The organism is Rasiella sp. SM2506 (assembly GCF_050859505.1).
Classification (GTDB): Bacteria; Bacteroidota; Bacteroidia; order Flavobacteriales; family Flavobacteriaceae; genus Marinirhabdus.
Genome location: NZ_CP193934.1, coordinates 549,232 through 561,412 on the forward strand (window position 1 = coordinate 549,232; position 12,181 = coordinate 561,412).

Annotated in this window: 16 protein-coding genes; 2 read left to right on the top strand and 14 right to left on the bottom strand. The window is 37.5% G+C overall.

The window, feature by feature from the left end; genetic code table 11:
• Position 1: 1 nt before the first annotated feature.
• The 5 genes from ACQ2HF_RS02650 to ACQ2HF_RS02670 all read right to left on the bottom strand — a co-directional run bounded on the left by ACQ2HF_RS02650 (position 2) and on the right by ACQ2HF_RS02670 (position 3,018).
• The gene (locus ACQ2HF_RS02650) at positions 2-562 is read right to left on the bottom strand and encodes an AAA family ATPase (RefSeq protein ID WP_432411970.1); all 561 of its coding nucleotides are present in this window, start codon (positions 560-562) and stop codon (positions 2-4) included.
• Positions 523-1,155: a nicotinamide riboside transporter PnuC gene (gene pnuC, locus ACQ2HF_RS02655; RefSeq protein WP_432411971.1), complete on the bottom strand. Its 633-nt coding sequence runs from the start codon at positions 1,153-1,155 to the stop codon at positions 523-525. Before pnuC ends, ACQ2HF_RS02650 begins: the two co-directional genes overlap by 40 nt.
• A complete protein-coding gene (locus ACQ2HF_RS02660) occupies positions 1,139-1,399 on the bottom strand; it encodes a thiamine-binding protein (protein ID WP_432411972.1) in 261 nt (86 codons plus the stop codon). Before ACQ2HF_RS02660 ends, pnuC begins: the two co-directional genes overlap by 17 nt.
• A 204-nt stretch (positions 1,400-1,603) precedes the next feature.
• Positions 1,604-2,326 carry a geranylgeranylglyceryl/heptaprenylglyceryl phosphate synthase gene (locus tag ACQ2HF_RS02665; protein ID WP_432411973.1) on the bottom strand — a complete coding sequence of 241 codons (723 nt, stop codon included), beginning with the start codon at positions 2,324-2,326 and terminating at the stop codon, positions 1,604-1,606.
• Positions 2,327-2,370: 44 nt separating this feature from the next.
• The gene (locus ACQ2HF_RS02670) at positions 2,371-3,018 is read right to left on the bottom strand and encodes a 4'-phosphopantetheinyl transferase superfamily protein (protein ID WP_432411974.1); all 648 of its coding nucleotides are present in this window, start codon (positions 3,016-3,018) and stop codon (positions 2,371-2,373) included.
• Positions 3,019-3,099: 81 nt separating this feature from the next.
• Here ACQ2HF_RS02670 and ahcY point away from each other — a divergent pair, with 81 nt between their 5' ends.
• Entirely contained in the window at positions 3,100-4,410 is a 1,311-nt protein-coding gene (ahcY, locus tag ACQ2HF_RS02675) for an adenosylhomocysteinase (RefSeq protein ID WP_432411975.1), read from the top strand.
• Between the two features lie 72 nt (positions 4,411-4,482).
• On the opposite strand, the gene ACQ2HF_RS02680 is transcribed toward ahcY, so the two are convergent.
• The gene (locus ACQ2HF_RS02680) at positions 4,483-5,034 is read right to left on the bottom strand and encodes a hypothetical protein (protein WP_432411976.1); all 552 of its coding nucleotides are present in this window, start codon (positions 5,032-5,034) and stop codon (positions 4,483-4,485) included.
• A gap of 87 nt (positions 5,035-5,121) precedes the next feature.
• Between ACQ2HF_RS02680 and ACQ2HF_RS02685 the strand changes: the two genes are divergently transcribed.
• Positions 5,122-5,814 (top strand): transglutaminase domain-containing protein, encoded by a 693-nt coding sequence (locus tag ACQ2HF_RS02685; protein WP_432411977.1) that lies wholly within the window; start codon positions 5,122-5,124, stop codon positions 5,812-5,814.
• A 53-nt stretch (positions 5,815-5,867) separates the two neighbouring features.
• Here the strand turns inward: ACQ2HF_RS02685 and rpmA are convergent, their stop codons facing one another.
• The 8 genes from rpmA to mutY all read right to left on the bottom strand — a co-directional run bounded on the left by rpmA (position 5,868) and on the right by mutY (position 12,112).
• Entirely contained in the window at positions 5,868-6,131 is a 264-nt protein-coding gene (rpmA, locus tag ACQ2HF_RS02690; RefSeq protein ID WP_432411978.1) for a 50S ribosomal protein L27, read from the bottom strand.
• 25 nt (positions 6,132-6,156) lie between these two features.
• Positions 6,157-6,939, bottom strand: coding sequence for a 50S ribosomal protein L21 (gene rplU / locus ACQ2HF_RS02695; RefSeq protein ID WP_432411979.1), 783 nt, complete (start codon positions 6,937-6,939; stop codon positions 6,157-6,159).
• 100 nt (positions 6,940-7,039) lie between these two features.
• A complete protein-coding gene (locus tag ACQ2HF_RS02700) occupies positions 7,040-7,501 on the bottom strand; it encodes a DUF4199 domain-containing protein (RefSeq protein ID WP_432411980.1) in 462 nt (153 codons plus the stop codon).
• Positions 7,502-7,568: 67 nt separating this feature from the next.
• The gene (locus ACQ2HF_RS02705) at positions 7,569-8,450 is read right to left on the bottom strand and encodes a DMT family transporter (protein WP_432411981.1); all 882 of its coding nucleotides are present in this window, start codon (positions 8,448-8,450) and stop codon (positions 7,569-7,571) included.
• A 130-nt stretch (positions 8,451-8,580) separates the two neighbouring features.
• Positions 8,581-9,135 (bottom strand): gliding motility lipoprotein GldD, encoded by a 555-nt coding sequence (gene gldD, locus ACQ2HF_RS02710; RefSeq protein WP_432411982.1) that lies wholly within the window; start codon positions 9,133-9,135, stop codon positions 8,581-8,583.
• A gap of 1 nt (position 9,136) precedes the next feature.
• On the bottom strand, positions 9,137-10,453 hold the full coding sequence (locus tag ACQ2HF_RS02715; RefSeq protein ID WP_432411983.1) for a gliding motility-associated protein GldE: 1,317 nt from the start codon (positions 10,451-10,453) through the stop codon (positions 9,137-9,139).
• A gap of 20 nt (positions 10,454-10,473) precedes the next feature.
• Positions 10,474-10,932: a single-stranded DNA-binding protein gene (locus ACQ2HF_RS02720; protein ID WP_432411984.1), complete on the bottom strand. Its 459-nt coding sequence runs from the start codon at positions 10,930-10,932 to the stop codon at positions 10,474-10,476.
• Positions 10,933-11,038: 106 nt separating this feature from the next.
• On the bottom strand, positions 11,039-12,112 hold the full coding sequence (gene mutY, locus ACQ2HF_RS02725; protein WP_432411985.1) for an A/G-specific adenine glycosylase: 1,074 nt from the start codon (positions 12,110-12,112) through the stop codon (positions 11,039-11,041).
• Between the last annotated feature and the right edge of the window lie 69 nt (positions 12,113-12,181).

Below are 12,181 nucleotides of genomic sequence, written 5' to 3' on the forward strand. Positions count from 1 at the left end.
ATTATAATATCTTTTGTTGTAGTATTTTATAAGCACTACTCAAGCGTTCTTCCTGAGATCCTGAAAGAATCGAATATGGAATATTCCTACTTATAAGTGCCGTTTCAAAACTACGAAATAAGCCAGACCTATCATTGGGTCGGTCACGTAAATCATCTGGAAACCAAGGCACGTCTATATTTGTCAAAAAATAAAAATCATAGTGCTGATTTTCAACTGCTTCCTTTATTTCAGAAGGACACCAACCGTTGTAATAGTACTCACAATATACTTGTAATTCCAATAAATTGGTATCACAAAACAGGATGTTGTTCGCTTTTTTCGTTACTTCATTTTCTGAACTGATTTGTCCTTCAGCAATTGGCAAGAGATCTTCTTTTGAAATTCTTTCAGCTTTGTGGTCCCATTTTTCCTGCAAATAGGTGCGCATGTATTCTGGAATCCATTCGGTTTTAAAATGTGTGGCTAGTTGTTTTGCTAAAGTTGTTTTCCCTGTAGATTCTGGTCCAAAAAGAACGATTTTTAAGCAATTACTTTGTTGCTGTACAAGTGTTTTTTCCATGCTATATATCCCATAATAGATATGGCTATAAAGATAAGGTATAGCAAACTGCTTACCGTGTAGCCTTTAATAAAATACAACGGCACGCTAATACTATTACCTATTAATAAATACAACCAGTTTTCTACTTTACGTTTTGCCAGCATCCACATCCCACCAAAAAAGACTGCAGTAGTAATCGTGTCCACATAAGCTGTCCAACTCGTCCACTTATCGAAAACCGAATACACAATAAAAACGCCAACGAGAGATGCCAAGCCAATACTTACTGCTATACCGTGTTCCCTTGTTGAAGCTTTTGTGATAGGCGTATATGTATCTGGCGACACCTTTCGGGTCCAGATATACCAACCGTACACACTCATTATAAAATAATATCCCTGAATAATTAAATCTCCTAGTAATTCCCATTGCCAAAGTAAATACACGAAGAGTACTGTACTAATAATTCCTGTAGGATACACCCAAATACTATTACGCCAGGAAAATAAGGCAGAAGCTAAACCAAACAAAACGGCCATAGCCTCTAATACTATTTGCTGGGTTTCATATTCGGCATATTGACTAAAAAGGAAATCAAAAATGGGGTTCATAGTCGCTACGGTCAGATTTTACTATTTTCATATAAAGCAAACCTTTGTCAATGGCTTCTAACGCTGTTTTCATTTCTTTTTGAAGAACATTCATAACAACATCATACTCTCCAAAAACCTGGGTGCTCAGCGGATTTTCAAGTACTGTAAGTCCCGATGCTCGTAGTTTTTTAATAAAGTGTATGATCGCAGGTTCAAAGTTGTCTTGAAGGGGAGTAAGTGTGAGCTCTACAGAAATATTCATTGTATTAAAATTTAGGGATGTTTATGGAGATCTCGACTGCGCTCGACCAGACCTATTCCAACATTCAAAGATACACTTCGATACAATTTTGCAATACTAATTCGTCTTATTTAATAAACATTTTTAACACAAAATCACTCAGTGACCTTAGTAGTATCTACTAAATTAAAATTTTTCTAAGGAGAAAGTAAAAAAATTTGAGATTTATACTTTCGTACTTCTTCCCTCGAATTGTGTTCCCATCACTACCATATTGGCTCCTGCTTTATAAGCGGTTTGCTTTTGAGCTTCGGTTCTAATACCACCACCAACGATTAAAGGGATGTTGATTTCGTTTTTTACGGCAGTAATGATTTTTGCTGAAACTGGAATTTTTGCACCACTGCCAGCTTCCAGATAAATTAATTTCATTCCTAATAATTCGCCTGCTTTTGCTGTGTCTACAATAGCCTGGATATTTTGCTGAGACATAGGTTCGGTTCCTGTAACTCTAGCTACGGCAGACTCATTTCCGCCATCTATCAATACATATCCGGTTGAGAGTATAGCCAGTCCAGATCCTCTTAGTTTTGGAATTGCCTGTATGTGCTGACCTATTAAATATTCGGGATTGTTTCCAGAAAGTAAACTCAAAAACAAAAGTCCATCTGCCTTGCCGGTTATTTGAGAAACATCTCCAGGGAAAAGAAGAATGGGCTTTTGGGTTTGAAATTTTAAAGCGGCGACAACGGCTTCCGTTGCGCCGTTTACGACGGTACTTCCGCCAACAAATATATGGGTTGTTTCTTGTGGAATCTGTTTTAGAAATCCTAAAATTGTTGCGGTATTGAACTTATCGGGATCTATAAGAATAGACAGAAGCTTCCTGTTTTCCTGCCTAGCTTCAAGAAATTCTTGATACATCGTTGTGGTATCTTGTTTAATCATTTTCAATATAACCGTTAAGAAAATTCACTGCCATATCTAAAAACCTACAACCCATTCCCTACTGCCTTTAATGCGTACGCACAGGTAAATTCATCAAACTCCAGAAACCAAACCTTGTAATTTTCTTCAGCATCTTGAAAGCTCACGTTGGCGGTTGTTCTTAAATCGTCTAGCCTAAAGTCTTCCACATAAATATGCTGTAAAAAACTTACGCCAGGCGTTGCAAAACTTTTATACAAACTTTCTTTAGCACCCCAAACCATGGTTAACTTTCTCATAATAGCATCGTCATTTGCCAGCGTTCGGTATTCCTCAATAGGCGTAAATTTATGAGCTATTTTTAAGATTTTAGAACGTTGTTTTTCAATATCAATTCCAACTTCGGCATCGCTGCTCACAATAATAGCCGAAAAGATAAACGAATGTGTAATAGAAATATGTTTGCCGTCTTGCAAATGAGGTTTTCCATTTTCGTCATAAAACAAATCATGGTCTGTGTATCCTTCCGCAGCCAATAAATGGCGCACGCTCATAAATCCGCGACGGTGTAGGTCGCTTTTCATATTTGCAACCCTATCTGCGCAATTTTTTGTGAGGGAGATACCAGTGGCTAGTTCTTCAAAAGACTCTTCAATCTTCCAAATCAGCACCTTAGCTCCATTCGCTACTGTTATAGTTTTGTAAAGTGGCATTATTTCTCGTGAATATTATGTACTTTTGCAGTCCGAAAATTGAACGGGAAAAAGAAAACTTATTAATTCAAATATAATAATATGTCTACTAACACAGTGCCTTACACGGCGTATAAAGTAAAAGATATTTCATTGGCGGCCTGGGGTCGTAAAGAAATTGAACTCGCTGAAGCAGAAATGCCTGGTTTAATGTCTTTGCGCGAAGAGTACAAAAATGAGCAACCCCTTAAAGGAGCACGTATTGCAGGATGTTTGCATATGACCATCCAAACGGCTGTTTTAATTGAAACCTTGATTTCATTAGGCGCCGAAGTTACCTGGAGTTCTTGTAATATTTTCTCTACACAAGATCAAGCTGCCGCTGCTATTGCTGCTGCAGATATTCCAGTATACGCCTGGAAGGGAATGAATGAAGAAGAATTTGACTGGTGTATCGAACAAACCTTATTTTTTGGGGAAGATCGCAAGCCATTAAATATGATTTTGGACGATGGTGGTGATCTTACCAATATGGTGTTAGACCGTTACCCAGAATTGGTAGAGGGTATTAAAGGCCTTTCTGAAGAAACTACCACAGGAGTGCACCGTTTATACGAGCGTATGAACAAAGGCACCTTACCAATGCCAGCCATTAATGTAAACGATAGTGTTACCAAAAGTAAATTTGACAACAAATACGGTTGTAAAGAAAGTGCTGTAGATGCTGTAAGACGTGCTACCGATATTATGTTGGCAGGGAAACGTGTTGTTGTTTGTGGCTATGGTGACGTAGGAAAAGGTACTGCTGCTTCTTTTAAAGGGGCTGGAAGTATTGTAACCGTTACTGAAATTGATCCAATTTGTGCGCTACAAGCTGCCATGGACGGTTTTGAAGTAAAGAAACTAGAAACCGTTGTGGGTAATGCAGACATTATTATTACCACTACCGGAAATAAAGACATCGTTCGCGGAGAGCATTTTGAAGCAATGAAAGACAAAGTTATTGTATGTAACATTGGTCACTTCGATAATGAAATTGACGTTGCTTGGTTAAAAACAAACGCAACTAAAGACGAAATAAAGCCACAAGTAGACAAATACGACCTTAACGGAAAGCACATCATTTTGCTTGCTGAAGGACGTTTAGTAAACCTTGGTTGCGCAACAGGTCACCCAAGTTTTGTGATGAGTAACTCATTTACAAACCAGACTTTGGCGCAAATCGAGCTTTGGAAAAACAGTGGTTCTTACGAGAATAAAGTATATATGCTTCCAAAAGTACTTGACGAAAAAGTAGCAAAATTACACCTTGAGAAAATTGGTGTGGAGCTTACTGAGTTAAAGAAATACCAGGCAGATTATATTGGTGTGGAAGTAGAAGGACCTTATAAGCCTGAGTACTACCGATACTAGTCTTCGACTCCGCTCAGTATGCGGATTTTGAGAATTATTAATAGTAAACCCTTGCAGCAATGTGAGGGTTTTTTATTTAGAAGGCTTACTCTTTAAATACACTTCAATATAATGAACCGTATTTAAATACTCGGTCCGCATGTGGTCTGCATATGCTAGCACTTTTGGATGGTTTTGGTATTCTGGTTTTAATGCATCTAATAGAGCTTCGTCCGTAATGGTAAGTGCGATAAACCATTTTCCAACACGGGTTTCGTGGGCACTTTCTAATACAGGACCTAATCCTTTTTCTTCTAGTCCGGCATCTATAGCCATGGGGATTAGGTTTACCGTTTTTGTACTTCGTTCTACTTCGTAAAAGGTGAGGTAATAGGTTTGAGCATCAATTATAATTGGGATGTTTCCGGTGGCATCATCATACAGAATCTGAAACTTCGCATTCATATACCTAAAAAACTCATTAGCATCTTTTGGATCTTCAAAAGCATATACATAGTTATTCGGTAATTGTTTTTTGAGTTTTTTCGGCGGAAAGATCTTCCCTCCTTCAAAATTAGGAGCGATTTGTAAAGGAATGCACGAAACGAAAAATAAAGCGACTAAGACTACGGAAAGATATTTCATAGAAGGTAAGATGGTTGTTTAGAGAAAGCAACCTCAATAAGTATTCCGAAGTACATGGCACCGAAATTGCATTCTAAAATATTAAAGTTGAAGTTACGTTATTTTACTATGAGTTTCCGAAAACTAAAACCACTATTTTTCTTAGTATCCTTCTTGCTTTCAGTAGGCATTACCACACCTATGACGGCACAGGGAAAAACTATTATTGGCAAACGCGCTACGCACAAAAAATCTCACAATACAAGGAATAAACCGAAAGCGCAACCTCAAAAAGCAAACACTAAAAACTTAGCCGAACAAATCACCCGTGGAAAAACCACCGATGCCGAAAAAGCAAAAAGTATTTTCACCTGGATCGCCACCACCATTGAATACGACAACGAGTTGCGACTAAATCGAAAGCTCCAAAAAGAAATTTACACCTCCGAAGCCAATGTCATCACCCAGGCGTTGCGGAGAAAGAAAGCGCTCTGTGGTGGGTATGCTTTTTTATTCCAACAACTCTGCGAAGATGTAGGCGTTAAAGCTGAAATTATCCACGGTTTTACCGTACAGGGAACCGAGAAAAAAAACACTTCAGGAACACCAGAACACACATGGAATGCTGTTTTCCTAGACGGGCAATGGCAATTGCTAGATATTACCTGGGCTGTAAGTCACGGTAGTCTAAAGAATCCGCAATGGTTTTGGTATCACACAAAACCTTCCGATTTTATAAAGACGCATCTGCCGCAGAATAAAAAATGGCGACTTACACAGGCTAGTTACGTCACCAAATAAAAACCTCAACCGATTGCTCGATTGAGGTTTTTAAAATTGTAAAAGAATAACGACTATGCTTCTGCGCTTGTCACGATAGAAACGTAAGATTTGTTATCTCTTTTCTTGGTAAATTTTACAACACCGTCTACTCTTGCGTGTAATGTATAATCTTTTCCAGCGTATACATTATCTGCAGGATGGTGCTCCATACCACGTTGTCTTATGATGATGTTCCCGGCTATAGCAGCTTGCCCACCAAAAATCTTTACACCTAAGCGTTTCGATTCTGATTCTCTACCGTTTTTAGAACTACCAACTCCTTTTTTATGAGCCATGGTTTTATATTTTAAAAATTAATATTTATTTTTTTAGCAATTCTTTAGCTTGCTTTACCCATTCTTCAGATTCAATCTTCTCGCGAGTAATACCATCGATAGCAGAAAGTTCTTCTCTATCGGCAGCTTTTAACTTACTAATTTGCTCGTAGGTATAAATACCTACTTCATTAAGTCTTTTCTCGTAAGCGGGTCCAATACCGTTGATCAATTTAAGATCTTGAGCGTCTGCTTTTGTAGCCGTCCCAATGCTATGAAGTACTTTATCGATATTCATTTCGATATTACTTTCTTCTGCACGGTGTTCAGCACGAGTAACTAAGTTTTCACTTACCTCAACCTCTTTGGTTTTAGGAGCTGCCTTTTTTGCTGGAGCCTTAGCTTCAGCTTTAGGAGCTTCTTTTTTAGCTTCAGCTTTAGGAGCTGCTGCTTTTGGTTCAGCTTTTTTAGGAGCTGCTTTTTTCTTAGGCGTTGAATCCTTAGCTTTTTTAGCTCCAGAACCTACGATGCTTTCAATAACGATTTCAGAAAGATACTGTCTGTGACCGTTCTTTACCTGATACCCTTTTCTTCTTTTCTTCTTGAAAACAATAACTTTGTCACCTTTAAGGTGTCTTAAGACTTTAGCTCCAATAAGAGCGCCGTCTATAGCCGGGGCGCCAATGGTAATGTTGTCTCCGTCGCCTACTAAAAGAACACTGTCAAACTCGACTTTGTCTCCTTCTTCATTGGCTAAACGGTTTACAAAAACCTTTTGGTCTTTCGCAACTTTAAATTGCTGCCCTGCTATCTCTACAATTGCGTACATAGCGTAACGTTTAGATGTTTATTAAAAATTAAAAACCCGCTTCTCTTCAAAGCGGGTGCAAATATAATTTTAAATTCTTAATCTACAAAGGGTTTACGTTCTATTTTATTGGCTGATTTCGGTTTCCATCTGGAGTGTTCCAGGAATCTTTAAGCAACTGCATAAATGCTAGCGTAAGCACTAGTGAAGTGGACACTCCCATTAACACCATAGAAATTAATATGATAAAAGTCCCACTTTCGTATTCCAAACTCCAGGTATCCAAGATGTTTCTAGCAAATTCTGTGTCTATTTGATACATATTTAATGCCATGAACGCAGTAAATATAAGGGTAGCAATGGCGCCACTCATAAAACCAACCTGAAAGCCTTTTTGGTATTTAAATTTAGTTTTATTCTCTTTAGATTTTTTTAAAGCCATTAAAATTCCTGCCCCGTATATCACTCCGTTTGCCGCGCTTAAAACTGGATATTTATGCAATCCTAACACTTTGGTGATTACAAAGTAAAGAATAAGCCCAATGGCAATTAACACTCCGTATTTTATATAGATTTTAGACATGTGGTTGGTTTTACTGAAGTATAAATTTCGGGAAAAATCTAAAACTAACCTATTCTTTAACGCAATCTTATCGGTTTACCTTCTTTTTATTACCTAAATAAACACCAAATAATATAACAGCTGCAGCTACTAATTGCCATATGCTGAAGGACTCTCCGTCTACCACACCCCACAATACCGCAACTATAGGCATAATGTATGTAACAGATGAAGCAAAGACCGGACTGGCAATTTGCACCAATTTATTAAAAAGTACTTTAGCAATGGCAGTTCCAAAAAGCGATAGTATGGCAACATATATAAATGCTACTTGCATTTCAGAAGAAGAAAAAATAGTTTCAAAAAAACCTGTTACATACAAAACAAGTAATGCAGGAAAAAAAATGAATAAAAAATTTCCTGTGGTCACAGCTAAGGCACTAATATCACTCAAGTATTTTTTGATAATGTTTACATTAAGTGAATACCCAATAGTAGCTGCAATAATCAACAAACTATACCAATAATTTTGATTTGGGTTAAATTCTGCGCCAGCTAGTATTAGAAGGATTGTTCCCGCCAAACCAATAAAAACACCCACTATTTGTCTTCGAGAACTTAGTATACCAAAAAGCGTTGTACCCACAATCACCGTATTTAATGGTACAATGCTATTTAAAATAGAGGCTACTGCGCTGTCAATTTCGTTTTGTGCCATGGCAAATAGAAACGGCGGAAAGAAAGAGGAAATAAATCCTGAAATAGCTATCCATTTCCAATGACGCTTCTGGATTTGTTTCAGACTTTTAAAGCCAACTGAAAAAAGAAAAATAGACGTAAGCACAATACGGGCCGACCCCAATTGATAGTCTGTCAAACCTACCAATCCTTTTTTTATGAGTATGAAAGAACTTCCCCATATAAGGGAAAGAATTGCAAGATAAAACCACTTTTTGTTAGTGTTGCCCATTGCTAATTTGAAAGGGCAAAGTTGAGGAATTTATTTTATTTGAAACACCATTATAACTCTAAGTTATTACGCAGAGTTTCGCACAGGAAAAGAGGAAATTCACGAAGGTATTTAGCAGGCAATTTGAAGCCTACTCCTCCCAAGAAATAGACTCCATAATATGGCGGATGTCATTACGAAGGTACATTACTGCTGGATACAAAGAATCGTAGTTAGGCTTAGCGTTAAAATAAAGCGAACCTTGCACAAAATGTTGGATACTATCTGTTACGTAAAATTGAGATTGTGTAGCGGCGTTTCCATCTATGGCATAAAACATTCCGTATACCTTATTGACACTATCCATTCTGGGTTGTTCAAAAATGGCTTGCGCTTTTTTATCGTGGTTATACGTAAGTTTTTGTGCATCGTACAGCAGAGAGTCTATACTTTTACCTTGAACAGGTTGGTAAGTTACATACAAAGTAGCATTCAATCTTGGATACTCTATGTTTACGGCACAATTGGCTTTTACGTGTACTGTTGCCATTTCATTTTTTTCAAAACTAAAAGGACATTTAATCTTAGCTAGCGTATAGGAGGGTTCTGGATATTCCAACCGCAATTTGGATGCCGGTTTTACTGTAGTAGCATCTTCACAGGAAGCAAAAAAAATAATTAGACAAATAAATAGTAGCGCGCGCATGTTACGGAGAAATTGAAAGTTTAATTTGTTTGATTCTTTTATTATCAAACGCTTCAATAGTAAACGCATATTGATGAAAGTTTAGTACTTCGCTCTGTTTTGGAAAGCCTTTTGAAACTTCCAGTAAAAACCCAGCAAGTGTTTCAGAATCTCCCTTGGCATTTTCAAAAATTTCTGGATTTTCTAGCTTTATTACTTTATAGAAATCTTTCATGGGTGTTTTGCCTTCAAAAACAAAGGTATTGTCGTCCAGTTTTGAGAAAATTAAATCTTCATCGTCAAACTCGTCACTAATTTCACCTACAATTTCTTCAATAATATCTTCAAGGGAAATTAAACCGCTGGTACCACCATACTCGTCTACAACTATAGCGAGGTGCATCTTCATTTCTTTAAACTCGTTAAGCAAATCGTCCAGTTTTTTATTTTCGGGAACAAAATAGGCTTCACGCACCAAACTAGGCCAATCCAACGTCTTGCGTTCAATAAAAGGCATTAAATCCTTCACATATAGAATGCCTGTAATAGTATCTATATTGTCTTTGTATACAGGAATACGGGAATAGCCATGAGAGATAATCTCTGGCATAATTTCCTTGTAGGGCGTACTTTCGTTTAAAGCAAAGATATCCATACGGGGTTTCATCACTTGCTTGGTATCTGTATTTCCAAAGGTCACAATACCTCGTAATATCTTTTGCTCTTCTTTGGTGGTGTCTCTTGCGTCTGTAAGCTCCAGAGCCTGGGAGAGCTGGTCTACACTCAGGTTTGATTTCTGTTTGCCAAATTTATCTTCAATATACAAGGTAACAGCTCTCATGGGCAAGCTAATGGGTGAGAAAAATTTGTCCAACACATTCAGCGGGTACGCCATTAATAATGAAAATGAAACTTTATTTCTACTTGCATATATCTTGGGAAGAATTTCACCAAACAACAAAATAAGAAAGGTCACCAAAACCACATCCAAAATAAAGCGAATATTTATCCCAAAATAATCTGTACTAACCCTGTTAAAAAAAGTATCGCTTAATGACGCAAACAGCAATACAATAGCAATATTTATAAGGTTATTCGCTACTAAAATAGTTGCTAGTAATTTTTTGGGACGCGCCAACAATCGCTCTACAATCGCTAATTTTTTGTTAGGGTTTTTCTCGTCTCCAGATTCAAAATTGTTTGGAGTTAGGGAGAAAAAGGCTACTTCGGCACCAGAAATAAGGGCAGAACAAAGCAATAAAACTATCAAAATAACCAAGCTGGAAACTTCGGTATAGGTTATAAGGGAAATAAATAAACTCGGGGGTTCAGGATCCAAAGGTGTGGTTTTATTTAAACTTAAAACGGAAGATCGTCATTGTCTTCGGTATTGGGTTGTTGTACGTGTTGCTGTTGTGCTGGAGTCTGCGAAGATTGCTGCTGGTTTGACGTAGTATCCTGTGGCATCCCACTGCCATCACTCTTTGGGGTAAGGAAGGTGAAATCTGTGCATTGAATCTCGGTACTGTACCGATCCATGCCTTTATCGTCTTGCCATTTGCGGGTCTTTAAACGACCTTCAATATATACTTTATCTCCTTTTTTAAGGTACTTTTCACAAATTTCGGCTCCTTTGTTGCGCACTACTATATTGTGCCACTCCGTATTATTTACACGTTCGCCGGTAGTTCGGTTTGTATAGGTTTCATTCGTTGCTAACGGAAAACGCCCAAGGCTTCCACCGCCTTCAAAATAATGCATTTTTACTTCGTCTCCTGTATGGCCAATTAGCATGACCTTGTTTAATGTTCCGCTCATAATAAAATATAATCTACAAAGGTATATTTTGAAATTTAAATATAATCATTTTTAAGATTTTATAGTTTATTGTTTTTCCAATTCTATCGTCCTGAACAAAAAGCGCTTATTGCTCTTTATCTGAAAGACTAAAGTTCTCTAAAAAATTAGCCACCAACACTGGCACGGGAAATTTTTCTATTTCAGAAATTGCGACGCCTTTATCCTTTAATTCTCCGGTTTCAACAATCCAAAAAGTAGTAAACAAGTGCTGGTGTGACAGTTTATGCACAACGGGTGTATCATTATATTTTGAAACGTTCTTTTTGGGTATCGTTCCAGTAAACTTTTTAAAGTCATCATTTGCAAATAGATATTCTTCGGAAATTTCTGCGGTAGTTTCCAGTAAGGGGAACTGATACAAATTTTGCCAAATCCCTTTCCCTTTTCGTTGTTCCAAGAGTATTTTTTTATCGTCTGAAATAACTACCAAATAATTAAAGTAGCGTTTTTTCACTTTCAACTTTTTCAGCTTTACGGGTAATTCAGCAACTAGTTTATTTTTAAATGCTTCGCAACGATCATTAAAAATACACGATTCGCACACAGGGTTCTGCGGCACACAATATCTTGCGCCAAATTCCATAATAGCCTGATTATAGGTTCCAGGCTGTGAGGCGTCTAATAGTTCTTGTGCCAATTTTTTAAAATACTTAATTCCTTCGGTACTATTTATAGGTACGCTCACTTTAAAAACACGTGATAGTACTCGGTATACATTACCATCTACCACAGCGGCTGCTTCATCAAAACAAATAGAGGCAATGGCACTTGCCGTGTAATCTCCTATACCTTTTAGTTTTTTCAGGTCGGTGTAGTTATCTGGGAAGGCTCCGTTTAGTTCATTTGCCACTATTTTTGACGTAAAAAGTAAATTACGAGCTCTGGAATAATACCCCAATCCTTGCCAATGCTTTAAAACGGCTTCTTCAGGAGCTTTAGCCAAATCCTGTACGGTGGGGTAGGCAGCAACAAACTTAGTATAATAAGGCAATCCTTGTACAACGCGTGTTTGTTGTAGTATAATTTCAGAAAGCCAAACTTTATATGGATCGTTAGTTTGCCTCCAAGGCAGGGCGCGCATGTTCTGTAAATACCACGCTATGAGTTTCTTAGAAAAGAAGGATTTATTTTTCGTCATTTCACGAAAGTACTCGTTATCTGTTTAAAGTTTAACAGTTTATGAAGTTAGTTTTACAAATTAAATTAT